Annotated in this window: 25 protein-coding genes and 1 riboswitch; of the genes, 18 read left to right on the top strand and 7 right to left on the bottom strand. The window is 64.2% G+C overall.

The window, feature by feature from the left end:
- Window positions 1-205: 205 nt before the first annotated feature.
- Window positions 206-1,681, bottom strand: a complete 1,476-nt coding sequence (gene guaB, locus H6851_12220) for an IMP dehydrogenase (protein ID MCB9944370.1) — start codon at window positions 1,679-1,681, stop codon at window positions 206-208.
- A gap of 426 nt (window positions 1,682-2,107) precedes the next feature.
- Here guaB and H6851_12225 point away from each other — a divergent pair, with 426 nt between their 5' ends.
- The 6 genes from H6851_12225 to H6851_12250 all read left to right on the top strand — a co-directional run bounded on the left by H6851_12225 (window position 2,108) and on the right by H6851_12250 (window position 8,096).
- Window positions 2,108-3,814 carry a hypothetical protein gene (locus tag H6851_12225; GenBank protein ID MCB9944371.1) on the top strand — a complete coding sequence of 569 codons (1,707 nt, stop codon included), beginning with the start codon at window positions 2,108-2,110 and terminating at the stop codon, window positions 3,812-3,814.
- Window positions 3,815-3,900: 86 nt separating this feature from the next.
- A riboswitch (TPP riboswitch) is annotated at window positions 3,901-4,008 on the top strand.
- 83 nt (window positions 4,009-4,091) lie between these two features.
- Window positions 4,092-4,817 (top strand): hydroxyethylthiazole kinase, encoded by a 726-nt coding sequence (locus H6851_12230; GenBank protein ID MCB9944372.1) that lies wholly within the window; start codon window positions 4,092-4,094, stop codon window positions 4,815-4,817.
- On the top strand, window positions 4,814-5,455 hold the full coding sequence (gene thiE / locus H6851_12235) for a thiamine phosphate synthase (GenBank protein MCB9944373.1): 642 nt from the start codon (window positions 4,814-4,816) through the stop codon (window positions 5,453-5,455). The genes H6851_12230 and thiE overlap by 4 nt, the downstream gene beginning before the upstream one ends.
- A complete protein-coding gene (gene thiD, locus H6851_12240) occupies window positions 5,452-6,276 on the top strand; it encodes a bifunctional hydroxymethylpyrimidine kinase/phosphomethylpyrimidine kinase (protein ID MCB9944374.1) in 825 nt (274 codons plus the stop codon). Before thiE ends, thiD begins: the two co-directional genes overlap by 4 nt.
- Window positions 6,277-6,357: 81 nt before the next feature.
- Entirely contained in the window at window positions 6,358-7,143 is a 786-nt protein-coding gene (locus H6851_12245; protein ID MCB9944375.1) for an ABC transporter permease, read from the top strand.
- Complete coding sequence (locus tag H6851_12250; protein MCB9944376.1) at window positions 7,143-8,096, top strand: ABC transporter substrate-binding protein; 954 nt, start codon at window positions 7,143-7,145, stop codon at window positions 8,094-8,096. The genes H6851_12245 and H6851_12250 overlap by 1 nt, the downstream gene beginning before the upstream one ends.
- 36 nt (window positions 8,097-8,132) lie before the next feature.
- On the opposite strand, the gene H6851_12255 is transcribed toward H6851_12250, so the two are convergent.
- Together H6851_12255 and H6851_12260 are read right to left on the bottom strand one after the other, a co-directional pair.
- A complete protein-coding gene (locus H6851_12255; GenBank protein ID MCB9944377.1) occupies window positions 8,133-8,705 on the bottom strand; it encodes a hypothetical protein in 573 nt (190 codons plus the stop codon).
- 52 nt (window positions 8,706-8,757) lie between these two features.
- Window positions 8,758-10,416, bottom strand: a complete 1,659-nt coding sequence (locus H6851_12260; GenBank protein MCB9944378.1) for a mucoidy inhibitor MuiA family protein — start codon at window positions 10,414-10,416, stop codon at window positions 8,758-8,760.
- 261 nt (window positions 10,417-10,677) lie between these two features.
- On the opposite strand from H6851_12260, the gene H6851_12265 reads away from it, so the two are divergent.
- The 5 genes from H6851_12265 to H6851_12285 all read left to right on the top strand — a co-directional run bounded on the left by H6851_12265 (window position 10,678) and on the right by H6851_12285 (window position 13,535).
- Window positions 10,678-11,754 (top strand): PA0069 family radical SAM protein, encoded by a 1,077-nt coding sequence (locus tag H6851_12265; protein ID MCB9944379.1) that lies wholly within the window; start codon window positions 10,678-10,680, stop codon window positions 11,752-11,754.
- A 30-nt stretch (window positions 11,755-11,784) separates the two neighbouring features.
- Window positions 11,785-12,000 (top strand): hypothetical protein, encoded by a 216-nt coding sequence (locus tag H6851_12270; protein ID MCB9944380.1) that lies wholly within the window; start codon window positions 11,785-11,787, stop codon window positions 11,998-12,000.
- Between the two features lie 132 nt (window positions 12,001-12,132).
- A complete protein-coding gene (gene leuD / locus H6851_12275; GenBank protein MCB9944381.1) occupies window positions 12,133-12,756 on the top strand; it encodes a 3-isopropylmalate dehydratase small subunit in 624 nt (207 codons plus the stop codon).
- Window positions 12,757-12,835: 79 nt separating this feature from the next.
- Entirely contained in the window at window positions 12,836-13,120 is a 285-nt protein-coding gene (locus H6851_12280; GenBank protein MCB9944382.1) for an integration host factor subunit beta, read from the top strand.
- A 40-nt stretch (window positions 13,121-13,160) separates the two neighbouring features.
- Window positions 13,161-13,535 carry a LapA family protein gene (locus H6851_12285; GenBank protein MCB9944383.1) on the top strand — a complete coding sequence of 125 codons (375 nt, stop codon included), beginning with the start codon at window positions 13,161-13,163 and terminating at the stop codon, window positions 13,533-13,535.
- Between the two features lie 39 nt (window positions 13,536-13,574).
- On the opposite strand, the gene H6851_12290 is transcribed toward H6851_12285, so the two are convergent.
- A complete protein-coding gene (locus tag H6851_12290; GenBank protein ID MCB9944384.1) occupies window positions 13,575-16,514 on the bottom strand; it encodes a phosphoenolpyruvate carboxylase in 2,940 nt (979 codons plus the stop codon).
- A 255-nt stretch (window positions 16,515-16,769) separates the two neighbouring features.
- Between H6851_12290 and H6851_12295 the strand changes: the two genes are divergently transcribed.
- The gene (locus H6851_12295) at window positions 16,770-18,386 is read left to right on the top strand and encodes a thiamine pyrophosphate-binding protein (GenBank protein MCB9944385.1); all 1,617 of its coding nucleotides are present in this window, start codon (window positions 16,770-16,772) and stop codon (window positions 18,384-18,386) included.
- 75 nt (window positions 18,387-18,461) lie between these two features.
- Here the strand turns inward: H6851_12295 and H6851_12300 are convergent, their stop codons facing one another.
- The gene (locus H6851_12300; GenBank protein ID MCB9944386.1) at window positions 18,462-19,631 is read right to left on the bottom strand and encodes an NAD(P)-dependent oxidoreductase; all 1,170 of its coding nucleotides are present in this window, start codon (window positions 19,629-19,631) and stop codon (window positions 18,462-18,464) included.
- A gap of 147 nt (window positions 19,632-19,778) precedes the next feature.
- Here H6851_12300 and H6851_12305 point away from each other — a divergent pair, with 147 nt between their 5' ends.
- From H6851_12305 to yacG, 5 genes are all read left to right on the top strand, one after another.
- On the top strand, window positions 19,779-20,336 hold the full coding sequence (locus tag H6851_12305; protein ID MCB9944387.1) for a hypothetical protein: 558 nt from the start codon (window positions 19,779-19,781) through the stop codon (window positions 20,334-20,336).
- A 148-nt stretch (window positions 20,337-20,484) separates the two neighbouring features.
- Window positions 20,485-20,703, top strand: coding sequence for a translation initiation factor IF-1 (infA, locus tag H6851_12310; GenBank protein MCB9944388.1), 219 nt, complete (start codon window positions 20,485-20,487; stop codon window positions 20,701-20,703).
- A gap of 2 nt (window positions 20,704-20,705) precedes the next feature.
- Window positions 20,706-21,302: a septum formation protein Maf gene (maf, locus tag H6851_12315; protein MCB9944389.1), complete on the top strand. Its 597-nt coding sequence runs from the start codon at window positions 20,706-20,708 to the stop codon at window positions 21,300-21,302.
- A complete protein-coding gene (locus H6851_12320) occupies window positions 21,299-22,537 on the top strand; it encodes a ribonuclease E/G (GenBank protein ID MCB9944390.1) in 1,239 nt (412 codons plus the stop codon). Before maf ends, H6851_12320 begins: the two co-directional genes overlap by 4 nt.
- The gene (yacG, locus tag H6851_12325) at window positions 22,534-22,734 is read left to right on the top strand and encodes a DNA gyrase inhibitor YacG (GenBank protein ID MCB9944391.1); all 201 of its coding nucleotides are present in this window, start codon (window positions 22,534-22,536) and stop codon (window positions 22,732-22,734) included. Before H6851_12320 ends, yacG begins: the two co-directional genes overlap by 4 nt.
- Window positions 22,735-22,748: 14 nt before the next feature.
- Here yacG and H6851_12330 read toward each other — a convergent pair whose 3' ends face one another.
- Entirely contained in the window at window positions 22,749-23,240 is a 492-nt protein-coding gene (locus tag H6851_12330) for a hypothetical protein (protein MCB9944392.1), read from the bottom strand.
- A 142-nt stretch (window positions 23,241-23,382) separates the two neighbouring features.
- Between H6851_12330 and H6851_12335 the strand changes: the two genes are divergently transcribed.
- Window positions 23,383-24,150 (top strand): SDR family oxidoreductase, encoded by a 768-nt coding sequence (locus tag H6851_12335; protein ID MCB9944393.1) that lies wholly within the window; start codon window positions 23,383-23,385, stop codon window positions 24,148-24,150.
- A 101-nt stretch (window positions 24,151-24,251) separates the two neighbouring features.
- Here H6851_12335 and mscL read toward each other — a convergent pair whose 3' ends face one another.
- Window positions 24,252-24,680, bottom strand: coding sequence for a large conductance mechanosensitive channel protein MscL (gene mscL / locus H6851_12340; GenBank protein MCB9944394.1), 429 nt, complete (start codon window positions 24,678-24,680; stop codon window positions 24,252-24,254).
- Window positions 24,681-24,881: the final 201 nt, after the last annotated feature.

The raw sequence follows: 24,881 nt of genomic DNA on the forward strand, positions 1-24,881 counted from the left end.
ACTGATCTGTCTGGATAAATTGATGCAAAAACAAGGAACTGGTGCTCGGGTGAATGAACGAAGTGAATGCGTCTGAGCGCCAGGGTCGTTCCCGTTCAGGTGGAACGCATGGACGACAGGGAGTGCGGCGAAACAACGGGCTGGAGCCTCGGGCCGATCGCCCCGATTCCCCGGCCCATCAAGATCCAACCGCAAGACGCTCCGTTCAGCGTCGATAGTTTGGGGCTTCCCGGGTGATGTCGACGTCATGCACATGGCTTTCACGCACGCCTGCCGGGGTGACCCGCAGGAAGCGGCAGTTCTGCTGCATGGCGGCCAGGTCGGCATTGCCGGTGTAGCCCATCGCCGCCTTCAGCCCCCCCACGAGCTGGTGGACGATATTGGCTACCGGACCGCGATAGGGCACCTGCCCCTCGATGCCCTCGGGAACCAGCTTCAGCTGATCGGAGACTTCGGCCTGGAAATACCGGTCGGCCGAGCCGCGGGCCATGGCCCCGAGCGACCCCATGCCGCGATAGGCCTTGTAGGAACGACCCTGATAGAGGAACACTTCGCCCGGGGCTTCATCGGTACCCGCCAGCATCGACCCGAGCATGGCGCAGTCCGCCCCGGCGGCAATGGCCTTGGCGAGGTCGCCCGAGGCGCGGATGCCACCGTCGGCGATCACCGGAATGCCCCGGTCGCGGCAACGCCGCGCGACATCCATCACCGCGCTGAGCTGCGGCACGCCGACGCCGGCGACGATCCGGGTCGTGCAGATCGAGCCGGGGCCGATGCCGACCTTGATCGCGTTGCAGCCGGCATCGACCAGCGCACTGGCGGCATCGGCGGTGGCGACATTCCCGGCCATGATCCTGGCCGCATTGGAATCCCTGCGGATGCGCGAAACCGCGTCGAGCACGCCCTTCGAGTGTCCATGCGCCGTATCGACGACGATGAGATCCACGCCCGCATCGATGAGTGTCATCGCCCGCTCGTAGCCATCGTCGCCGGTGCCCGTTGCCGCGCCCACCCGAAGCCTGCCGTGCTGGTCCTTGGCGGCATCGGGAAAGCGCTGGGCCTTCTCGATATCCTTGACCGTGATCAGCCCCTTGAGTCGATAGGCATCGTCGACGACCAGGAGTTTCTCGATCCTGTGCTTGTGGAGCAGGTGGCGGGCTTCCGCCCGGGTCACGCTTTCGCTGACGGTGACGAGGTTCTCCGAGGTCATCAGTTCATGGACGGGCGTGTGGTCGCTGTCGACGAAACGCACGTCACGGTTGGTCAGGATCCCTACAAGACGGCCGGTTGCCGGGTCCACGACCGGCAATCCGGAGATCCGGTGATGTTCCATGATGGCGAGAGCCTCGACCAGGGTGGTGGAAGGCTCGACCGCGCGCGGATTGACCACCATGCCGGCCTCGAAGGTCTTTACCTGCCGGACATGCGCGGCCTGCTGGTCGATGCCGAGGTTCTTGTGGATGATTCCCATGCCGCCATGCTGGGCCATGGCAATGGCCATGGGCGCTTCGGTGACGGTGTCCATGGCTGCCGAGAGGAGGGGGATCCGCAATTCGAGACCGTCGGCAATGCGCGTCTGGACACGGGCGCCGGCCGGAAGGATTTCGGAATAACCGGGTTCAAGCAGGACATCGTCGAACGTCAGCGCTTCACGTGCCACAGCCTCGTACTGGTGTGCCATGATCGTTTCTCCGGTTTTCCGAGAGCTGGAATTGGCAAGGACCTATAGAGCCAGATCCTGTCGATCGAAAGGCCAAACAGGTCGCGGGCAGGTGGTTGAACGCCTCGATGGAGAGGCGTTGTCGAGGCTTGGAACGCCGGATGAGCGGTCCCTGTCGCCTGCATCGTCCTTGAAGGTTAATGCGAAAAAATACTCCGGTAACGCATCCGCGTGAAAAATTTTTGACTGTCGCCGGACTTTGGTAGGCTTCGATCAATCAAGGCATCCTCAAGGCAAGGCATCCTCAAGGACAGAGATGCCGCAAGAGAGCATTCACCACGTCGGTAAGGACCCGGCAGGTCCGATCGCGGGCCTGCCAGCACGAATGAGAAGCGAGCCGCTTTCGCAACGCCGCGACGGCTCAATCGAATTTTGGGGGAACCGACAATGGCCGATACCGGCTCGAACGCTGCATCAATCATCGAACTTCCGGAGCGGGCCGATGTCTGCATCGTTTCCACACCGGGCGAGGCTGCCAGGGCGCAGGCTCTCGGCGACATCAAATCCCAGGATGCTGAAGTTCGGATCGCCCAGGGACAGGTCGTCGATCCCGTCCTGCACGTCACCCTTCCGGTCGACGGTGCCAGCGTGGCCTATGTCGTAGAGCCCGGGATGACCGTGGAGCTGGCAAGGAGTGGCTTCGAGGGGGCCGCATACACCGTTGTCAACGGGGGTCTGCTGATCGAGCCGGTCGGCGGCGGTGCGGTGTTCATCGAGGAGTTTGCCTCGTCGGCCGTGGCCAGTCCACCCCTCCTGATTTCGGCCTTCGGTTTCCCGGCCATGCCCGTGGGCGAAGTCCTCGCGGGATTCGACCCGTCTTCCGCCGACCCGGCGGCCATCGAGCCTGCAGCCGGTGATGAAACCGCCCTGCCGGTCAGCGACGGTGGCGGTGCCGATTTTTCGGCCTATGCCGCCGGGTCGATCGGTGCCGGGCTGGGCGTGACCGGCGTCCTCGATCCGACCCAGCTCGGACGATCGGTGACATTCCCGGACCTGCACGGAGCGCGTGCGTCGGAGGCGAGGCACGCATCGCTGTCGACGGACACGGGCAGCCACGGTGCGGGAGAAACCGGGTCGGGTGGTGGTGATGGCGGCGGGGAGACCGGGTCCGGCGGTGGTGATGGTGGCGGCAGTGGCCCGAACAACCACCCTCCCGTTGCGGAACCGCACAAGTTCATCATCCTGCCGGATCATGTCGACGCCATAACGATGAATACCCATTCCGCCACCGATGTGGATGGTGACACGCTGACCTACCAGCTTGGTGACATTCCCGACCAGTCCATTGCTACCATCACGCTCGGAAGCGACGGCACGCAGGTCAAGTCGGGGCAGATTCTTACCGAGCAGGAATATCTCTCCTTGCAGATCGACCCGGCACCGGGTTCCGCGGGCTCGGAATTCGAGTTGTACTACACCGTCCGCGATGGCAAGGGCGGTTCGGACCAGGGGTCCTTCACGATCCGCCTGCAGGACGCGACCGGAGGTCCCTGGGCCGAGACCGGCGGCGATGGCCACGATGTCATTCGCGGCTCCTACGACAGCGACAGGATTTATGGCGGCGCGGGCGACGACTACATCAAGGGCGGCTCCGGTGACGATCAGCTCTGGGGGCAGTCGGGCGATGACCGGGTCCATGGCGGTGGCGGCGACGACATCATCGTCGGCGGAGCCGGACATGACTATCTTGTCGGCAATGAAGGCGACGATCTCATCGTCGATGATCTTGCCGGCATTCTCGATACGAATTCGCAGACCCATATTTTCGGCGGCGAGGGTCACGATACGTTGCGGCTCGACGGCTCGGGCATGACGCTCGATCTCAACCTCGTCGATGATGCCCGGATCCAGGGGATCGAGGAAATCGACCTTGCCGGCGGGGGCAACAGGCTGGTGCTCGATGCCGGCGAGGTCCTGAACATCTCCGCCACCGGCAATGTCCTCACCATCACGGGCTCCGGCGGTGACGCGGTTTCCGGCCACTTCGGCGGCGCCACGGTGGATACGAGCCACGCTGACTACACGTCCTATTCCTTCAACGGGGCGACGCTGGTCGTCGAGAACACCGTGGATCAAAGCGGCATCGTCGTCTGATATCGCAAATCCGACCGACATCATTCCTGCCTTCCCCCGAGCGTACGAGGCTCTTGCCAGTCGCAGGAATTGCGCCTAGTTCGTGGGGTGTCTCAATGGGGTGTCCGCGTCGCGGCGGACTGAGAGGCGGTGCCGCCAACCCGTGGAACCTGATCCGGATCATACCGGCGTAGGGATTTGGGATGCCCGCCACGGATTTGCGGGATCGTCCGTACTCCCATACCGGTCATGAGCGGCTAGATTGCCGTTTCGAGGATCCGGACAGAGGGAGGAAGGCATGACGCCCGAAGAATTGTACGCCAAGGCCACGGAGAATCTCGAGCTCATCCGCAGCGAGAGGCCGCGGGTGCATGTGCTCACCAATTTCGTCGCCATGAACGTTTCGGCGAATGTGCTGCTCGCGGCCGGGGCCATACCGTCCATGACCATCGACGAAACGGTGATCGAGGAGTTCGTCGGTTCGGCACGCTCGCTGGTGGTCAATCTCGGCCAGCTCGACCCGTGGCGCAAGATCAGCGTGCCCATGGCCATTGCCGTCGCCAACAAGCTGGGGCGCCCGTGGCTGCTTGATCCGGTCAAGGTCGACCGTTCGGGCCGCAGGCTCGCCTTTGCGACCCTGCTGATGGATCTGCGGCCGACCGTCCTGCGCTGCAATCGTGGCGAGGTCGGGACCCTCGAAGGGGCGGCCGGCCTGGTCATCGCCGAGACCGGCGAGGTCGATCATGTCACCGACGGAACCCGGCGGATCGACATTCACAACGGCAGTCCGTTGATGGCCCGGATTACCGCCATGGGTTGTGCGCTTTCCGCGCTCAACGGCGCCTTCCTCGCGGTTGACCCGGATCCGTTCACGGCCACGGCCAGCGCCCTGCTGGTGTTCGCCATCGCCGGCGACATTGCGGCCGGGAAGGCCGGTGGACCCGGCACCTTCCAGCCGCATCTGATCGATGCGATCTATCACCTCGATGGTCCCACCATTGCACGACGGGCGAGGATAACGTGAAACCGGCACTCGACCTCAGGCTGTATGGCATTATCGACCCGGCGCGGACCCGGAACAGGGATCCGGTCGAACTGGTCCGGGCGGCGCTGGCCGGCGGCATCACCCTGCTGCAACTGCGCGACAAGCATGCCGGCACGCGCGATTTCGTCGACATGGCGCGGGCGCTGCATGATGTGTGCGGGCCGGCAGGTGTGCCACTGCTCATCAACGACCGGGTCGATGTGGCGCTGGCGGCCGGGGTGGAGGGCGTGCATGTCGGACAGAGCGACATGCGGGTCGGGGACGCGCGGCGACTGCTCGGCCCGGACGCGCTCATTGGTCTCACGGTGGACTGTGCCGACGATGCGCGCGAGGCAGCGAACGGCGAGGTGGACTATGCCGGTATCGGACCGGTCTATGCCACCCGGAGCAAGGATGATGCCGACCCGGCGATCGGGCCGCAGGGGTTGCGGGAGCGACTGACCCATCTGCGCGGCGTGCCCTGTTGCGGTATCGGTGGCATCACCCATGGGAATGCTGCCGGAGTGATCGAGGCCGGTGCGGGCGGGGTCTCGGTCATTTCGGACATCTTCATGGCTGACGATGTGGAAGCGTCAGCGCGGCGGTTGCGCCGTATCGTCGAGGACGCGCTGTCATGACGGTCGCGAGGGCGCTCACCATCGCCGGTTCGGACAGTGGCGGCGGCGCGGGCATCCAGGCCGATCTGAAGACATTCTCCGCTCTGGGTGTATATGGCATGTCGGCCATCGCCGCACTGACGGCGCAGAACACGGTGGCGGTCACCGGGATCTTCGACGTCGAACCGGATTTCGTTGCGGCGCAGATCGACGCGGTGATGATGGATATCGGCGCGGATGCCGTGAAGATCGGCATGCTCGGCCAGGCCGAGGTGATCGAGGTGGTGGCCCGCCGCCTGCGGCACTGGAAGCCACGCTGGGTTGTTGTCGATCCGGTGATGGTTGCCAAAAGTGGAGATAAATTGCTGCGCGATGATGCGGTCGAGGCCCTGCGTTGCGAACTGTTGCCGCTCGCGTCGGTGATCACACCGAACCTGCCGGAGGCGGCTGTTCTGCTGGACGCGCGCGAGGTGGACGACCGGTTGTCGATGGTCAAGGCTGCTCGCGGGCTGGTCGATCTCGGCGCTTCCGCTGTCCTGCTGAAAGGGGGACATTTGCCAGGTCGGGAATGTCCCGACTTGTTGTTCGACGGGCGTGACGAACACTGGTTCGAGACGGCCCGTCACGACACGCGCAATACCCATGGCACCGGCTGCACCCTTTCCTCGGCGATCGCCGCGAATCTCGCGCTCGGCCGGAGCCTGCCCGAGGCCGTTGCCGCGGCCAAGGCCTACATCGGCGCGGCCATTCGCGCCGCCGACAGGCTCGACATCGGCAAGGGGCACGGTCCGGTGCACCACTTCCACCGCTTGTGGCCAGGAACGGGAGGCGACGCGCCATGAACCTCCGCCATTGCCGCATCCCCATGCGGCCGGATCCTTGCGTGAACGGGCGATCCAGAGCCTTCCCGGGAGCCCGGCCGGTTGGCGTGCGGGGCTGAGAAGGGATGGCAGCGCGCCATCGTCACCGCCCTGGGCCTGCTGGCCCTGTGGCAGGCGGTGGTCGTCGTCAGCGGCGCGCCACCCTACATCCTGCCCGGTCCGGCAGGCGTTCTGCACACGCTCGTCACCCGCGCCCCGCTCATCCTCTCGCACGCCTGGATCACTGCGTCGGAGATCCTGCTCGGCTTCGCGATTGGCGTCGCGGTGGGCATCGCCTCGGGGCTGCTGCTCGCGAGCTTCGATGGCGCACGCCGCTGGCTGCTGCCGGTGCTGGTCATGAGCCAGGCCCTTCCGGTCTTCGCGCTCGCCCCGGTGCTGGTGCTGTGGCTGGGGTACGGCATGGGCTCGAAGATCGCCATGGCCGTGCTCATCATCTATTTCCCGGTCACCGCCGCGCTCCATGACGGCCTGCGCCGCTGCGATCGCGAGATCCTCGACCTGGCCCGCCTGCTCGGCGCCACCCGCCTCGACACCCTGCGGCTCATCCGCATCCCCGCCGCCCTGCCGGCCCTGGGCTCGGGGCTGCGGGTCGCTGCCTCGGTGGCTCCCATCGGTGCCGTGGTGGGCGAATGGGTGGGGTCGTCCGGCGGCCTTGGCTTCCTCATGCTGCACGCCAACGCCCGCATGCAGATCGACCTGATGTTCGCGAGCCTTCTGGTGCTGGCCGCCATGGCGCTGGCCCTCTACCTCGCCGTCGACCGTACCGCCCGGCTCATGGCCCCCTGGCAGCTCGAAACCGATCTCGACAACAATATGGGAATTTCCTGATGCGTGTCCTTCCCGTCCTGGCAGCCGCCGCGGCCCTGGCTGTCGTCGCTGTCGCAGCACCGTCGCAGGCCGCCGACAAGCTTACGGTCATGCTCGACTGGTTCATCAATCCCGACCACGGCCCGCTGGTGGTCGCCCGCGAGAAGGGCTTCTTCGCGGCCCAGGATCTCGACGTCGAACTGATCGCTCCTGCCGACCCGAACGATCCGCCCAAGCTGGTTGCCGCCGGCGACGCGGACATCGCACTGACCTACCAGCCGCAGCTTCACCTCCAGGTCGATGCGGGCCTGCCGCTGGCGCGCATCGGTACCGCCATCGCCACGCCGCTCAACAGCCTGGTCGTTCTCGCCGACGGTCCCATCGCCTCGATCGGCGACCTCAGGGACCGCAAGATCGGCTTTTCGGTCGGCGGTTTCGAGGAAGCCATCCTCGGTGCGATGCTCGGTGCGCACGGCCTGTCCCTCGATGACGTCGAACTCGTCAATGTCAATTTTTCCCTGTCGCCCTCCGTCATTTCCGGTCAGGTGGACGGTGTCATCGGCGCCTTCCGCAATTTCGAGCTCAACCAGATGGACCTTGTCGACCGCCCCGGCCGGGCCTTCTATCCGGAAGAGGAGGGAGTGCCGGCCTATGACGAACTGATCTACGTCGCCCATGCCGGCAATCTCGACCGGCCGGAACTGCGCCGCTTTCTCGCCGCTGTCGAACAGGCCACCCACTGGCTCGTCAACCATCCCGATGAAGCCTTCGACATCTTCAGGGCCACGGGCGAGGAGCTGGATGACGAACTCAACGCCCGGGCATGGCGCGATACCCTGCCGCGATTCTCGCTGGCACCGGCCGCACTCGACCATCATCGCTATATCCGCTTTGCCCGGTTCCTCGCCGACCAGGGGCTCGTAAAGGATGTCCCGCCGATCGATAGCTACGCCCGCGACCTGTTCGCGGAATAGGAAGGTGCCGGTCCTGCCTCCAATTTTCGTAGAATTTTATCGATCGGGGCGAATCCGGTGCGCGCGTGTGATGGCTCTTGCGGTGGGGAAGGTCTCCACGGGGGGAGGGATGGCGCTCCGGGATGCATGGCCCGCCGCCCGCAGTGGCCGGGCATCGGCCGGAGCCACAACCGCAACGCGCATGTAGCGAAGGGCTACAGGTGCGGCGGGAGCGGCCGCGATGAGGGCAGGCCGCATCCGCTGCCACGCCTCGCGCCGATGGGTGCGATGGGCCAGTTCGGCGTCAACCGTCCGCGGGCCTTCAACCTCGTCCAGGTACATCATCCGCCAGAAATCGCGGTAATACCCGGCCGCCATGATGGCAAAACGCAACTGCCGGGCGAGATCGCCGCCCCTGAGCGTGGCGTAGCAGAACGAACCCGCCGGTATCCGCAGGAAGCCGGGCAGGGCCACCTCGCGGACCCCGCCATGTGCCCTGCGCCGCGACACCAGCAGCCAGCCCAGCAGCAGGAGCCGCCCCAGGCACAGCAACAGGATCTCCCGCCCCGCCGACAGCGGCGGGCGCACGGGATTTCCGGCAGGAACGGGGCTCGGGGCACATCGTGTCATGCTCCCGTACCTGCCATGAACCCTATCGAAAAGTCAAGGAAATAATTCCTTGTCAGAAGCCTTCCAGCCGTTCGCCCTTCGGCCAGGTGATCGCATAGCCGAAGCGCAGATCCATGGATGCCCCCGGCTGGAGCGTTTCCGTCCAGGCCATCACGCCGCGCTTGCGGTCCCGGTCGACGGTGGTGGGCGGAGTGGTGTCGTCGAGCATCTCGACCGTGATATCCTCGTCCTGGGGCACCGGCATCTGGTCGAGGATCGTCAGTTCGATCGCCGTCCGGTGATGGTTGGTGGCATCGATGAGGTAGCGCCGTTCCTCGCGCTGATAGCTGTTGATGATGCCCTCGCTCGAACGCGCGCCGGTATCGAGCCGGTAGTCGATGGCAATGGCGTCGTCGAGCCCGAAGGACAGGTCCCGGGTTTCGCCCGGCTGCATCGCATCGAGCCGGCCCGTGCCCACCAGCGCGTCGTCGCGGAACAGGGTGATCATGCCGGCCGGCCACGGCGCCCCGCCCGGCTGTGTCAGGCGGGCCACCAGATAGGCATGCCGGTCGAACTTCGGCACCGCCTCGGCGCGAAGCTCGACCGGAACCTCGCCGCGGCCGATGACCATCTCGTGCTGCGACCGGTCGGACGGCACGCTCACCCGACCCTCGACGTTGTAGCTGGCCGCGAACTCGGAAACCTCCGCGGTGGCCATCACCGGTGCAGGCGCGCTTCCGGCCGTGACGTCATCGGACATCGCGAGATTGCCGGCCATGTCCTGGGCTTCCGACTTGCCGAACTGGCTACGGCTCATGACGACCGACGGCTGAACCGGGCGTGCAATATCCACCCGCCAGGGTTGCAGTTCGGCCAGTTCGCCGCGCCCTGGCGCGGTGGTCGAGAAGGCCAGCAGGACATTGTCCCACGCCTCGCCGGTCCCCTGTGACACCGAACCGTACTGGGTCACGGTCACCGTGCGGCCTTCGCTCGCCAGCCGCGCATCGTATTGCGGCTGCCATGAGGCCCCCGTCACCTGATAGGTCAGCTCGAAGGTCACTTCCGTGGCCCGGTCGGCCTGGACATCGACAGCCGCCTCCAGCACGGCGCGGGCCCCGGTGGCGAGCTGATGCAGTTCGCGCCGGGCGCGGTCGGCCCGTCTGGCCAGCTGGGCAAGGTCCTCCTCGGCCAGGCGGATGGCATCGAGGGCCTCGCCGGAGCCCGACACCAGCTTGGCCCAGCCCCTTTCCCACGTGTCGGGGTCGATCGCGCCGGTGTCGACCCTGTCATTGATCTGCGCGGCGGTGCTTTCGCCCAGCCTGCCGATGAAGTCGAGCTTGATCCGCTGCGCCTTGATCCGGTCCTCGCGGATGCGCTGCTGGCTTTGCAGGGCCTCGATCTCCTGGGTCAGTTCGCGCTCGCGCTCCTCCACCAGCTCGGCCTTCTCCCGCTCGGTCAGCGCTACCCGGCCCAGCTGCCAGTCTTCGCCGCCGCCGCGGCTGCGCAGGCTCGCTCGCATGACGGCCACCGGCAGGTCAGAGAGGATCACCCGGTTGCTTCCGGAGGGTACCTGCGCGCGCACCACCCGCGTGACCTGGGCCCGGTCGGCGTAGACGGTCACGGCGTCGATCCGCGAGGTTCCCTCGACATCGGCCGCACACGCCGAAGGAGGAATGGCCAGGAGTGGGACCGCAAGCAGAACGGGAGCGGCACAGGCAAACCTGAGGGTCATGAAACACGGCCTTTGCAAGCATGAAAACAACTGGGGATCGTTGATAAGGCCATATGGACGCTGGGAAAAGAGGTTCGTCGCCATTGGGGGAACTACGCATGACGGCGGGGTTCGCGGCGGGTGGGATGACTTCGTCCATGGAGTGGAAATGCCTGGAACAGGAGGCCATGAGGGGCCGGCCCGCGATGTCGCCGGCTGGACAGGGAGGATGGTTCCGGTCTAGATTGTTCGTGAAATGTTCCTGGATGGGGAGAGTGGGAAATGACAAGGGCGACCGTACTCAAGGGCCGCGGTGCGGCGAGCAATCCGGCCAGCCGTTTCGACAGCCTGAGCGGGGAGCCGGTCGATGACGGCTGGTCGTCGCTGGAGGAGGTGATGGGTGCGCTGCCGCCGGTGACCGAGATCCTTGCCGATGCCACCCGTACGGTGATTGCCCGCAACGACAGCCCGGACATCCCCTTCGACCAGTCGGTCAATCCCTATCGCGGCTGCGAGCATGGCTGCATCTACTGCTATGCGCGGCCGACCCACAATTATCTCGGAATGTCGTCGGGCATCGACTTCGAGACGAAGATCCTGGCCAAGCATGACGTGGCGGCCCTGCTGCGCGCCGAACTGGCGAAGCCCTCCTACCGCTGCCGGCCACTGGCGCTCGGCACCAATACCGATCCCTACCAGCCGATCGAGCGGCAATTGTCGCTGACCCGCTCCATTCTCGAAGTGCTGCGCGACTGCCGGCATCCGGTGGGGATCGTCACCAAGTCGTCGCTCGTGCTGCGCGATCTTGACATCCTGGGCGACATGGCGCGCAACGGGCTGGTACGGGTCTATCTGTCGGTGACCACCCTGGATCGCACGCTGGCCCGGCGGCTGGAGCCGCGGGCCACGGCACCGCACCGGCGGCTGGAGACCATCGGGATGCTGGATGGAGCGGGCATTCCGGCCGGCGTGATGACGGCACCGGTGATCCCGGGACTGAACGATCACGAGATCGAGAGCCTGCTCGAGGCCGCGCGCGATGCCGGCGCGAAGGGCGCGGGTTATGTGCTGCTGCGGCTGCCGCACGACGTCAAGGAGCTCTTCCATGAGTGGCTGGAGCAGCATTACCCCTTGCGCCGGCGCCATGTGCTCTCACTTCTCGGTCAGATGCGTGGCGGGAAGCTCAACGATCCCGCCTTCAACACGAGAATGCGGGGGACGGGTGTCTATGCCGATCTCATCCAGCGACGTTTCCGCCGGGCCTGCGAGAGGCTGGGGCTCAATCGGGAGCGCATGCCATCGCGCTGCGACCTGTTCCGTCAGCCCGGGCGCGACGGTCAGCTCGACCTGTTCGCCTGAGGGGAATGTTGCGACGAGGGGAATGGCGCCATGGGGATGATGCCGACGCTGATCCTGCTCCTGGCCGGGCTGGGACTGGGTGGCTACTGCCTGTGGTACGAGCGGCGGCCGCGAGAACTGGGCGACGTGGGGATGTTCCCCTCGACGATCCTGCTGATGGTTTCCGTGCTGGGAGTCGTGCTGGCGCTCGCCCATCTCGTGACCCTGGTGACGGGGGTGCAACTCAGGGGACGCGGCATGTTCTGAAAGGCCGGGGTACGGCGGCCGATGTGCAAAGCGGCATGGACGCCGCGCCTTGCCTTGCCTTATATGGGGTGGAGAATGATCGCCGTGCCGACAGGGCATCGGGCCGAAGACGCCGAGAAAGTGGAAAGCGACATGGAACCGTTTACGAGGGTCGAGGGCATTGCCGCCCCGTTACCGATGATCAACGTCGATACCGACATGATCATTCCCAAGCAGTTCCTCAAGACGATCAAGCGCACCGGCCTTGGCGTCAACCTGTTCGACGAGATGCGCTACGATCTCGATGGCAGGGAGATCGCCGATTTCGTGCTCAACAGGGAACCCTACCGGCATGCCGGCGTTCTCATCGCCGGGGAGAATTTCGGCTGCGGGTCGAGCCGCGAGCACGCTCCCTGGGCGCTGCTCGATTTCGGCATACGTTGCGTCATCGCCCCGTCCTTTGCCGACATCTTCTTCAACAACTGTTTCAAGAACGGCGTGCTGCCGATCGTCCTGCCGCAGGAAACCGTCGAACTGCTGATGAAGGAGGCCGAGGAGGCCGATGGCCGCCCGTTCGTCATCGATCTCGAGAAGCAGGAAATCGTCCGTCCGACGGGCAATGCACCGGTGGCCTTCGATGTCGACCCGTTCCGTCGTCACTGCCTGCTCAACGGTCTCGACGATGTCGGGCTGACCATGCAGAAGAGCCGGGAAATCGACTCGTTCGAGGGGGCACAGAAGTCCAGCCAGCCCTGGCTTTACGGTTCAGCGGCTTGACTGTGAACGGTCATGCTGGCAGCCTTGCCCGGTCGAGATCTACAGCGGTCTGACCGCTCTATCGGAAAAAACGCCTCGAATGACAAAGTCCGATTTGACCAAGCGCCTGGCAGAAGCGAATCCGCATTTGTACCTGCGGGATATCGAACGTATCGTTGCCACGGTGTTCGAAGAAATGACGCAGGCCCTCGAACGTGGCGATCGCGTCGAGTTGCGTGGTTTCGGGGCTTTTTCGGTCCGGTCCCGCGGTGCCCGGGTCGGCCGCAATCCGCGAACCGGCAGCGAGGTGGATGTTCCCGACAAGGCCGTGCCCTATTTCAAGACCGGCAAGGAACTGCGCGAGCGCCTGAACGACATGAACTGACCATTTTCGTTTGTCCGGGCGCGGCGGGGGCGTGGTCTCCATGATACGGCTCCTGCGCCTTCTGCTTGCCGTCTTCGGCACAGTGGTGATCGTGTCGTTTTCCGTGGTCAATCGCGGCGACGTCGAAGTGAGTTTCTTTCCGCTGCCCTTGCCGGGCATCACTCTGCCCGTCTACGGCATTCTGCTGTTCGGTGTCATGCTCGGCACCATATTGGGCGGTTTTACCCTCTGGCTGTCGATGTCGCCCATGCGCGGCGAGTGGCGCGCCCTGCGCAAGCGGGCAAGGGCGCAGGAGCGCCAGGAACGACTGGCCAAGGAGCGCGAGGAGGCCGAGGCGGCCGAACGTTCCCTGCAACGTCGCGAGGAGGCCGAGGCGGCCACCGCCCGCCGCGATCAGTCGTTGCTGGAGCGCTGACCGACTCGTTCTCCTCTCTTCGACAGAATTACCGATCTGTCAGCCAATGGCTCCCAGGTGGTGGATGATGCCGCTGCTGATGCGACGGATCAGGTCGTGATACCGGGCGATGGGCGTGAAGATCTTCTGGTGCTCGTGACCGTAGGATTGCGTGTCATCGCCCTGATAGGATGCCTGTTCGCCGAAATGGAGCTTCTGGTCGGTTTCCGTCAGCGGGAACACTTCGCCCAGCAGCGCCAGTGCCGGCTCGACGTCGAGCCGGAGCAGCCCGGCCACCAGTTCGTCATGTGTGGTCGCATGACGGTCGCTGAAGTCGGGTACATGCACGGCGCGCAGCATCAGCATCTGGATGATGGCCAGCCGCAGGGCATGCAGCATGTGGAGATTGTCGCGAATGGCCGGGGCGATGGCGATGGGCTCGTCGCCGGCGTCGCGCGTCATCCGCCGGTGATCGCGCAGGGCGCGGGCCAGACCGTTATAGTCCTTGTGGAAGGTGCGGAAGATGCGGGCAAGCCGGTAGTGCTGGCGCATCTGTTCGAGGAAGTCGGCGACGCGGGAGAGTTCCTCCTCGTGCTGGTCGTCCTTCTCCAGCTGGGCACGGCGCAACCACGCCTCGGGGTCGAACAGGTCGATATAGGCTTTCACCACGTCCAGATCCGTGAACATGAAGGCATGCTCGACCATGTTCATCAGGCGGCGGAAGCGCGGACTCTCGCGGTAGAGGCGATGGAACCAGTCGGGATCCTTGTCGACCGCCTGGCCGACGCCTCCGATCGTATTGGCGAGGATCCCCAGTTGTTGAAGGATCGAGTTGTGCGGGATGGCGCGCAACTGCGAGGGGTGTTCCAGGTCGGCAGCGCCGACCCCACGATCATGCTGGCGCTTCAGCGCGCGGCTGCCCGTGGGATAGAGCATGTTGACGCCATAGGCGCCAAGGAAGGCCGCATAGCAGGGATCGTCGATGACCTGACTGTTGTACTGCTTGATCGCGGCAAAGAACTCCTCGGTCCGATGGGTCAGGTCATAAAAGGGATCGGGACCCTCGTCGCAGTCGCCGAAGCAATGTTCGAGGATGCGGGTGAGGACGGCGAGCGAACTCTCGGTCCGCAGGAAGTAGGTGTAACCGTCACCGCCCTGGAAGCTCGTTTCCTGAAGCATGTGAATGCCGGCATCGGTGAAGAGCTTGCGGCTGTGCGATGTGCCGTAATAGCGAAAGCGCTCGCTGAGGCACCCGGGATGAGCACCGCGGCCGATACTCTCTCCATGAGTGTCGAAGATCACCACTTCGAGATTTTCTAGCCCGGTTTCCACCAGCAGGTCATGCAGGGCGATGCGGATGCGTTCGACCGCATGGGAGGCCGCGATCTGGCCCATGTAGCGGCCGGCATCGGAAAACCCGGTCTGGATGCAGATACGCCCGCGTTTCCTGAGATAGTCGCGATAAGCCTCGACCTCCAGCGTGCCGCGGATGAGGTCGATGCCCCGGTCTAGGGCCTTGGCGGTTTCGAACAGCGGCGAGATGTCGACACGCTCGTCCACGCCGAACAATCTTGCGTAATAGAGCGCGGTCAGCAGCGTCAGCGGCGTTTCGCACTCGGCGATGAGGAAACGTACCGGTTCGCTGGCATCGTAGTGACGCAGCATCTGCCGGATCAGCATGAACACCCGCTTGGCGGTGGCCTTTTCATGCATCACCGAGCCGAAATTGATGCTTACCGGCTCGACATTGCGGATGAGCTCCTCGACCGCTTCGAGATAGCTGGCGCGATGGCCGGGATCGTCGGCCGGATGGTCCATGCCGATGCTCTTGCGCACGGCATTGTGCAGCTGCACGGAGTTGATGCGTACATGAGTGCGCGCGGCGGTCAATCCCTGGTTGGCAATCTCGGCACGCAGCACCCACAGTTCACGACGCGTATCGGCGTCTTCGGCCAGGTCCATCGTCCGTTCGACCAAACCTGCGAGCTGTCGCGAATCGGCAAGCCGGGAGCGGTCCGCGACCATTTCGCGTGAGATGGTGGCGATTTCTCCCACTGTCGAAGGTTCGCGTGCGTCAAAAGCTTCCAGCACGGCAAGTTCGTCCGTGAGGGCCTTTTCCGACAGCGCCAGCCGGGCGTCGATCAGTTCCAGGTTGGCTTCGAGCACGGCGGAAGGCGGCGCGCTCCGGCGCAGGCCGGCGATGCGGTCGCGATAATAGCCGAGCTGGTCGAGCTGGGTGCGGATGCGCTTGGACAGGGTCACCGACCAGCCGATGTCGGAGCGGCCGTCGGTATCATAACCCACCCATGTGGCGACGTTCACGAGCGAGGGGCAGAGCGTGATCCACATGTCGGGATAAAGTTCGCGGGCGACATCGCCGATGACCCTGTACATGTCGGCAAGGGCGGTGCGGATGTTGCCGATGGCATGGAGCGACTGACGGTGTTCCTCGTCCAGGTCGAGCTGAGGCTCGGGACGGTGCCTGGCCAGCGATGCCCGGGCAACGACCTCGGCACGTTCCTCGGCCGCCAGGGGATCGCCGTCGATATTGCGTTGCAGCGCAAGTGTCACGAGATCCTGTTGCAGCGCCTGTGCCAGGCTGAAGGTTGGGTGGGCCGTGAAGACAATCCCGAAATGGCAACGCTCGACAAGTGTCCTGAATTCGGCGAAGGGCAGGGGTTCGTCGCCGGCCATGGCCCTTTGGCGGACGAGTTCGGCGACCTTGAGAAGATTGGCCTGCGGATCGACTTCGCCCATGTAGCGGCGGACACGCTGCGCCCGTTCGTCGAAGGCGGTCATGGAGAGCTGCTGGACGAGCGCCTCGATTCCGCCTGAATCGATGGTGCCGTCCTGCATCGCCTGAAGGATCTCGCGTGACAGCAGCTTGATCGGATTGGCCAGGGGATCGTCGTCGATTCGGGAGCGGTGAACCTCAAGATGCTCTCGCCATGTCTCGATCATGGAGGTTTCCTGCTTTGTCCGTTCGATCACTTGATCCATGCGCACCTCAGTCGGGTTCTGGCCGGTATTTCCACGCGGTGGCCCCACCATAGGCGATTTGTGTTGCGCTGCAACAAAAGGTCGCAAATCCGAAGGTCCGCCGGTGTCGCCGGGGATCGTGCCCGTAAGGCGATCCCCTTGGCCGAAAGCCGGGCACCGTCTTTCCCTTCCCCCCATGTCGGCTGGAGCGGGCTTGATAGCCGGAGTGGAACGTGGAAATGTCCCACCCGACAGGCGTATCGTTGAAGGGGGGGGATGATGAGGGCGGCGGATCATCTGGCGAGGCGGTTGGCGGAGGCGGGGTGCCGGCATGCCTTCGGCATTCCCGGCGGTGAGGTTCTCGCCATCATCGATGCGCTCGAAGCGGCGGGAATCACCTTCCATCTTGCCAAGCACGAAACGGCAGCGGGCTTCATGGCCGAAGCCTGCTGGCATCGTACGGGAGCTCCGGGAATCCTCGTCGCCACTGTCGGGCCGGGATTGAGCAATGCCATCAACGTGATCGCCAACGCCCGCCTCGATCGCGTTCCGCTGATCGTCATCGCCGGGGCCGTCGATGCCGATGACCGGTTGTCCTACACCCATCAGGTGATCGATCACGCACGGCTGGTCGAGCCGGCCGTCAAGGGCAGTTTCGAGCTGAATGCCGTCCGTCCCGACCTGGTCGCTGAGCGCGCCCTGGCGCTGGCCGGCGACCCGCGGCCGGGCCCTGTCCTGATTGATGTGCCGATTCGTGTCGCTGCAATGTCTGTCGAGGGCGCCGGCAGAAAACTGCGGCGGCCGCCCGTGGGTGCGAGCGGCCCTGCCGAGGGAGACGCTCTGGCGCGTGCGCGTTCGTGGTTGGCGCAAAGCCGTCGTCCCCTGATGATTGCCGGCTTCGATGCCGTGATCGATGACGCCGGCCCGGCGATACGGGATTTCGTCGAGCGGTTCCGGGTGCCGGTGATCCAGACCTACAAGGCCAAGGGCATCCTCGACGAGGATCATCCGATGGCGCTCGCTCCGGCCGCCTTGTCGCCGGTCGCGGACGCGCGGCTGAAACCGGTGATCGAGTGCGCCGACCTGATCATTCTGGCAGGATATGACGCAGTGGAAATGCGGCCGAGCTGGCAAAATCCCTGGGATGAGACAACCAAGAGGGTTGTCGAATTTTCAGCGACCGCGAACGACCACTACATGCATCAGGCCGGCCTGTTCTTCGTCTGCGACACCGGTGCCGGCCTGCGGGCACTGGCAGGCGGCGGTGCCGAGCCAAGTGGGCAATGGAGCGACGAGGAGATCGCCGGGCTTCGCAGCGCCGTGCTCGAACCGTTTCGCATCGATGAAGAGTGGGGGCCGGCGGCGATCACCGACGTCGCACGGAAGGTGCTGCCACCGGAGACCATCGCGACCGTCGATGCCGGAGCGCACCGCATCCTCTTCAACCAGGTCTGGCGATGCCCGCAGCCTCGCACGCTCCTCCAGTCCAACGGCCTTTGCACGATGGGTGGTGCGATGCCGCTGGCCATCGGCGCCAGGATCGCCGAACCCGGCCGGCCGGCCGTCGCCTTCTTCGGCGATGGCGGCCTGCTGATGTTCACCGGTGAACTTGCGACCTGCAGCGAACTCGGCCTGCCGGTGATCTTCGTGGTCTTTGTCGATCGTTCCCTGGCGTTGATCGAGAAGAAGCAGCGCGAAAGCCAGTTGCGGAAACTGGGGGTCGATCTGGGGCGTTTCGACTACGAGGCGATTGCCCGCGGTTTCGGTGGACATGGAGTGACGGTACGCGACCGTCCGGGTCTGGAGGCGGCGCTGCGTCAGGCGCTGAATGCCGATCGTTTCACTCTCATTGCCTGCGAGATCGACGAAAATGCCTATGATGGCCGAATTTGACAAAAGGAGCATCTAGGTGCGCGCCGGTCCACGGGGAGGACGGACCGGCGCGCCACGAGAACTCGGCTATTGATGTCAAGCCGCCTTGGGCTCGGCCAATGCACCGTTCTCGATCTCTTTCCAAACCTCAAGGGCCCGGGTCTCCGGCAGCTCGACATCGTCGAGGCCGATGATCTGATCCTTTTCAATGCGCCGCTTCATCGTGAGCTGCTCGGCCAGACCGATCGGGAGATGTCCCCGGTTCTCCCGCATGCGCACGCAGATGCCCCGCATCTCGAAACTTCCACAACCGCGATCCACCCGCTCCCCGGGCTGAAGATCTCTCTTCGCGACGGCCGCAACGGAAATAGAGGGGGTCGCATGATTGTGCAATAGGGGAGTCTTCAGTTTGATCATGCGTTCGAGCGTCCTGAAGACCTCCAGATGGACGAAGATGTTGTTGCGGATGAGCGTATAGTACGGTCCGTCACCCATCTTGAGATAGCGAAGTGCGTCGATTTGCTCATCCTTGTGCCGGGCGACGATGAACACGCCGTGGGGCAGCTTGCGGGACACGACGTAGTCGGTGATCGGACGGCCGAGTTCGGCGGCGGCGTCGCCGAGGATCTGCGAAACCTCCTTGAGATCGTCGGTTTCCGGGCCGATGAGCTCGTTGCGGGCGATGTCGAAGCCAAAGAAATTGCCGACGAGGGCCTGTTCCACCTGCATTTTGGTGCCATCGGTGAAAGAGGTCACCATGGGCATGCTGATGCCCTGCTTGCCGGCCCAGAACTTCATGTCCTCGGGCGTGGGATGGCGATTGAGGAAGCCCTTCATGTTGCCGAGCACGATCGGTTCGAAGCCCATGGCGGCCGCTTCCTCGAACAGGGACGCCTGGCAGCCGGGCTGGTCTCCATCCGCTTCGGTAAGGAAACCCCTGTTGACGAAATAGGAGCCGGTGGTGACATGGAATTCGGGATTGAGTGTCAGGACGGGCTTGCCCGCTGCCAGGGCGGCTTCGACGGTCTCTGTCGCATGCAGGACGTCCCCGGTGCATTCGAAGATGATGTCGCTGTTGTCGATGAGTTCGTTCAGCGATCCCGTCAGCGCATCCCTGAAGGGAAAGTCGGCGCAGCTTTCGACCGGCCGCCGGGTGAGGACCCGCGAAAGGGCATATTCCTTGCGGTGATGCAATTCCATGGTGAAATGCCGGGACACGAAGCCCGTTCCAATCACGCCGATACGTACAACTCCAGAACTCTGCATGGTCCAGTCACCCGGTAATTCTGTTTCAGATCCGTTCTCGTTCGGGCTGCGTCAACCCGATGCGGCTCACCTGCAAGTATCCTACTATGAACCCTTTATGGAGGTGTTAACATCCCCGTCATGAGCGTCTCGACACCGGAGTTGTTGATGTACCATAGCCCGCCAAATTCAGGTTACCTCTTTTCCCTAATGGTTGCCGTGCTCGTTGCGGGCTGCAGTTCGACACCGGCACCGGCGGTCGTCGACGGTTCCGACACGATCGAGGCGCGCAGGCTGCTGACCGAAGCGGCGAATTCCGGCCCGGTGACGCTGATCGTCCTCGACGAACCGGGCGGCATGTCCCTCGACCATATTGCCGACGCCATTGAGTCGGGGATCCGCGGTGTCACCGTCCGGCTGCTGCCGGTGACGGACGATGCGGGCGACGAGTGGGCCGATGCTGTCTATGTTGCCTATATCGCGGGCACCGGCGGCGGACCCGCATGCGGCAGGTCGGCCAGTGCCCATGGCCGTGGTTTCCGGCTCGCGCTGTGTCACGGAGAGCGGTCGGTCGCCGTCGTCGCGTCCGGCCCGGATGCCGGCCCGGTCACCGAGCGCGAGCTTTGGCAGGCTTCGGCCCGCCTGTTTCCCGATGACTATGTCGACAGCTACGGATTCGGCTGGTTCGGCGATCGCATTTCGCTCGGGGTCGGGATGGGATTCTAGCTGTCAGTGTGCGTAAGCTCGCGGATTTCCGTGCCGAAAAGGGATTATCGTTCGTGGTTGATGCTTGACCTGCGGACGATGGTCATTGACATAGCCACAAACGGGTGGCGTGGACCGCCCCGGCGATCGAGTTCAATTGGAGAAGAGTTTGGCGAAAGAGGATCTCATCGAGTTCAACGGCACGGTCACGGAGGTGCTGCCCAACGCCATGTTTCGGGTGAAGCTCGAGAACGAACACGAAATCCTGGCCCATACTTCGGGCAGGATGCGCAAGAACCGTATCCGTGTTCTCACCGGCGACCGGGTGACGGTCGAGATGACGCCCTATGATCTGACACGCGGTCGGATCACCTATCGTTTCAAATAGGCTTGACTGCCAACACTCCTCTCGTCCTGGCCTCCTCCTCGCCAAGGCGGCTGGACCTGCTGCGGCAGATCGGCGTGGTACCTGCCGAAGTCGTTTCGCCGGATATCGACGAAACACCCGGTGTGCGGGAGCTCCCCCGAGACCATGCCTTGCGGCTGGCGCTGGAAAAGGCGAGGGCGGTCGTGTCAGCCCGCAGGGATCGTGACGGACCGCCGTCGGCCGTTCTCGCTGCGGATACGGTGGTGGCCATGGGCAGGCGCATCCTGCCAAAGGCCGACGATGCCCCGACCGCCCGCCAGTGTCTGGAACGCTTGTCCGGCCGGCGTCACCGGGTCTTCGGCGGTGTCGCCCTGATCGGCGTCAATGGTGGGGAGCGTACGAAGCTGGTACAGACCATCGTCCATGTGCGCCGACTGGATCGGGGCGACATCGACCGTTACATCGAAGCGGGGGACTGGCAGGGCAAGGCCGGCGGCTATGCCATTCAGGGAGCCGCCGCGGCCTTCGTTCCGAGGATCAACGGGTCCTACAGCAATGTTGTCGGGCTGCCACTGTTCGAAACGGCGGGATTGTTGCGCTGGGCAGGAGTTGTCCCGTGAGCGAATTGCGGCTGGTGCTGGAAAGACGCCAGGATGGTGGCGTCGATGCGGCGATCGTCGAGGACGATCGATTGGTCGACCTCCAGCGGAGCCCGTCCGCGGATGAGGTTGGGGAGCGGCTATTTGCCGCACGCGTGAGCCGTCTCGACCGGCATCTCGCAGGCGCGTTCGTCGATATCGGATCGGCCTGGCCGGAAGCGTTCATCCTGGCCCGCGATGCCCGCTATCTGGGCAGTGGACGCGAGGGGCGCAAGCGGTCCGCGGAGGGGCAGAAAGGACGCGGCCCGTCTTCGGCAGCGTTGCAGGAGGGACAGCGGCTCATCGTCCAGGGACGGCGCGAGGCCGACGGCGACAAGGGACCGCGCGTGACGGCGGCCATTCAGGTCAGGGGGCGGTATCTCGTCTACCAGCCGCATGGGCGGGAACTCACCCTCAGTCCGCGGATCAGGGGACGTCAGCGTGATGAGATGAGCGAACGCTGTGCCCGGTTCCACAGCGATGGCGGGTTGATCGTTCGCCGGCTGGCCGTGGATGCCAGCGACGATGAACTTGCCGGCGAAGTTCAGCAATTGTCATCCTTCTGGACGAAGGCGGAAGCGGGGGCACTGGCCAAGGGTGCATCCACCGGCGGGATTGCCGAGCCTTTCGACGAGTTCGAAATATTGTTCTGGCACCTGCTCGATCACCGCTTTGCCGAGATCGGGATCGCCGATGACGGCCTGTTCACGCGCTGTCGCAAGATCGTCGAGTTGCTGCCGGAGGGGGAACAGCCGGAACTCGTCCGGCTCGCAGCCGATCGTCCGGCCTTCGCTCAGACCGGCGTGAATGCGGAGATAGAACAGGCGTTCGCCAGTGAATTGCCCCTTGCGGGAGGTGGGCGCCTGATCATCGAGCAGACGGCGGCCTGCGTTGCCATCGACGTCGATGGCGGCGGGCGGGCTGCTCTCGACGTGGACATCGAAGCGGCGGGAGAGATCGGCAGGCAGCTTCGCCTGCGCAATCTCGGCGGCACCATCATCGTCGACTTTGTCGACCTGCCCACGAAGCCCCAGCGTCAGCGGCTGGATGAAGCCCTGCGCCGGTCCGTGCGCGGTGATCCGTCGCCGGTGCAGATCTTCCCCATGTCTCCCCTGGGGATTGTCCAGCTCAGCCGTGCACGTCGCGGCGGAAGCCCGCTCGATCGGCGTACGGCCGTCTGTCCTGCCTGTTCCGGAAGCGGCAGGATTGCACGATGACGAAGCCGAAGCCAGCCGCCATCCAGGTGCGCAATGGCAAGGTGTTGCGCTGTCCGCTTTGCGGCAGGCCCCGCGACGAGGCCTTCCGCCCGTTCTGTTCGGCCCGGTGCCGCGATGTCGATCTCGCGAAATGGCTGGATGGCAGTTACGCCGTTGCGGCGGTCGAAAGTGGCGATGACAACGACGGGGAAGCCTGACCGTTGCCGGTCGATCAGCCGTGGATGGCTCCGCCGGTGAGTCGCTCAAGATAGCGCCGGCCGTCCTGCGAGACCTTGTAACGGCCGCGGGCAAAGGTGAAGACCCGTTTGGCCATCAGCGACTGGCGCACGCATTGCGAGGCATTGCCGATCTTGATGCCATGCTCCGCCAGCCGCTTGTTGGCTTCGGCAGTGGTAAAGGTGCCATCCGCACTCTTCTGTTCGAGGTAGAAACCTGCCGCGAGCATCTTGTCGACTTCGGTGGCACTGTTGGGCAGGTGGTGCAGGAAGGCGCCGAACGGTCCCAGGTCCAGGCGCGGTTGCTCCGGGGATTCGGCAACCGGCGATCCGACAGGATCGGCGACGGGGTCGCCCGCTGTGCCGTGGAGCAGACTGTCCATCATCTCTTCGAGCCGCGCGGCATAGCGTTCGACGAAAGTCCGCGACCCCTCGATCTCGATCTCCCGCCTCGACAGGTCGATGCGCAGCCTGACCCGCTCATCCACTGGCGTGCTCCTTTCTCCAACACCGTTGCACCTAGATAACCGAAATGCCCGTCATGAGAAGTCCGAACAGCGTCGCTTGACGATGACCTGCCCGCGAGCGATGAACGGGGCAGGATTTCATCGAAACGGGGAGGGAAATGTCATGTCCGTCTATGCGTCCTATCCGAGCCTCAAGGGGCGCTCGGTTCTCGTCACCGGCGGCGGTTCCGGCATCGGTGCATCGATTGTCGAGTGCTTCTGCGAACAGGGCAGCAAGGTCGCCTTCATCGATTTCGACGCCGGCGCCTCGAAGGCAACGGTCGACGCCGTGGCGGCGAAATTCGACAACAGGCCCTTGTTCCTCGAAGCGGATCTTCGCGACATCGAGGCCTTGCGTTCGAGCGTGAAGGAGGCTGCCGGCGCCCACGGTCCTATCACCGTCCTGATCAACAACGCTGCCCGGGATGATCGTCACAAGTTCGACGAGGTTACCCCTGAATACTGGGACGAGCGTATCGCGCTCAACCTCAAGCATCAGTTCTTCGCCGCCCAGGCTGTCCATCCGATGATGAAGGCGGCCGGCGGCGGGGCGATCGTCAACATGGGGTCGACCAGTTGGATGGTCGGGCAGGGCGGCATGCACGGCTACACCGCCAGCAAGTCCGGTGTGGTTGGTCTCACCCGGGGAATGGCCCGCGATTTCGGCGAAGACAACATCCGCGTCAATTCGGTTGCGCCTGGCTGGATCATGACCCAGCGGCAGAAGGATCTGTGGCTCAATCCCGAAAGCGAGGCAGAACTGATGCGGCGGCAGTGCCTGAAGCGGCACCTGACACCTGAAGATATTGCCCGTGTGGTTCTGTTCTTCGCATCGGATGACAGCGGTTGCATGACCAACCAGACCTACGTCGCCGATGGCGGCTGGGTCTGATCGATGGCGTGAGATGGCGAGGTGCGTCGTCCGGCTTCCGGGCGGCGTGCGATACGGGAGAAAGACCCGGCATGACCGGGCCTTCCTCCTGGCGCATGGCGTCAGTTGCGTGCGCGGATGGCGTCGCGGATTTCCTCAAGCAGGATTTCGTTGCGCGGCGGCGGAGCGATCTCGGTCGCCTTTTCTTCCTCCCGCTCCATCATCGACTTGAGCTTGTTGACGTTCTTGATGACAAGGAACAGCGCAAAGGCGACGATCACGAACTTGATGACCGCATTGATGAAATTGCCGTAGGCGATGACCGGCAGGCCCTCATTCCTGGCGGCGGCCAGCGACGCGACGTCCTGCCCCGACAGATTTATGAAGTAGCTGGAAAAATCGATGCCGCCCATGAGGACACCAATCGGCGGCATGAGAATATCATCGACCAGCGATGTCACGATCGTGGTGAAGGCGGCCCCGATGATGATACCGACCGCCATGTCGAGCACATTGCCCTTGAGGGCGAATTCCTTGAATTCCTTGAGCATGTTGCATTCCGTTCCTGCGCATTTTCCAAGTATGTTGGCTAAAGCAGGCAAACAACATGTTGCCAATGTAAATATCGGCCGGGCGACACTCCATGGGGTGGAAATTTGTCGGTTGTGGTCTTGGATCGCAAGGTGACGGTGTGGCGGGGAGCGGAAAGATTTGACAAGATTGGAACGTTCCAGTATCCGTCACATATCGTT

The sequence above is a fragment of the Geminicoccaceae bacterium genome (assembly GCA_020638465.1).
Taxonomy (GTDB): Bacteria; Pseudomonadota; Alphaproteobacteria; order Geminicoccales; family Geminicoccaceae; genus JAGREO01.

Coding starts and splice junctions, on each gene's coding strand:
- guaB (MCB9944370.1), bottom strand. CDS start 1,681: ATGGCACACCAGTACGAGGCTGTGGCACGTGAAGCGCTGACGTTCGAC.
- H6851_12225 (MCB9944371.1), top strand. CDS start 2,108: ATGGCCGATACCGGCTCGAACGCTGCATCAATCATCGAACTTCCGGAG.
- H6851_12230 (MCB9944372.1), top strand. CDS start 4,092: ATGACGCCCGAAGAATTGTACGCCAAGGCCACGGAGAATCTCGAGCTC.
- thiD (MCB9944374.1), top strand. CDS start 5,452: ATGACGGTCGCGAGGGCGCTCACCATCGCCGGTTCGGACAGTGGCGGC.
- H6851_12250 (MCB9944376.1), top strand. CDS start 7,143: ATGCGTGTCCTTCCCGTCCTGGCAGCCGCCGCGGCCCTGGCTGTCGTC.
- H6851_12255 (MCB9944377.1), bottom strand. CDS start 8,705: ATGACACGATGTGCCCCGAGCCCCGTTCCTGCCGGAAATCCCGTGCGC.
- H6851_12260 (MCB9944378.1), bottom strand. CDS start 10,416: ATGACCCTCAGGTTTGCCTGTGCCGCTCCCGTTCTGCTTGCGGTCCCA.
- H6851_12265 (MCB9944379.1), top strand. CDS start 10,678: ATGACAAGGGCGACCGTACTCAAGGGCCGCGGTGCGGCGAGCAATCCG.
- H6851_12270 (MCB9944380.1), top strand. CDS start 11,785: ATGGGGATGATGCCGACGCTGATCCTGCTCCTGGCCGGGCTGGGACTG.
- leuD (MCB9944381.1), top strand. CDS start 12,133: ATGGAACCGTTTACGAGGGTCGAGGGCATTGCCGCCCCGTTACCGATG.
- H6851_12280 (MCB9944382.1), top strand. CDS start 12,836: ATGACAAAGTCCGATTTGACCAAGCGCCTGGCAGAAGCGAATCCGCAT.
- H6851_12285 (MCB9944383.1), top strand. CDS start 13,161: ATGATACGGCTCCTGCGCCTTCTGCTTGCCGTCTTCGGCACAGTGGTG.
- H6851_12290 (MCB9944384.1), bottom strand. CDS start 16,514: ATGGATCAAGTGATCGAACGGACAAAGCAGGAAACCTCCATGATCGAG.
- H6851_12295 (MCB9944385.1), top strand. CDS start 16,770: ATGATGAGGGCGGCGGATCATCTGGCGAGGCGGTTGGCGGAGGCGGGG.
- H6851_12300 (MCB9944386.1), bottom strand. CDS start 19,631: ATGCAGAGTTCTGGAGTTGTACGTATCGGCGTGATTGGAACGGGCTTC.
- H6851_12305 (MCB9944387.1), top strand. CDS start 19,779: ATGTACCATAGCCCGCCAAATTCAGGTTACCTCTTTTCCCTAATGGTT.
- yacG (MCB9944391.1), top strand. CDS start 22,534: ATGACGAAGCCGAAGCCAGCCGCCATCCAGGTGCGCAATGGCAAGGTG.
- H6851_12335 (MCB9944393.1), top strand. CDS start 23,383: ATGTCCGTCTATGCGTCCTATCCGAGCCTCAAGGGGCGCTCGGTTCTC.
- mscL (MCB9944394.1), bottom strand. CDS start 24,680: ATGCTCAAGGAATTCAAGGAATTCGCCCTCAAGGGCAATGTGCTCGAC.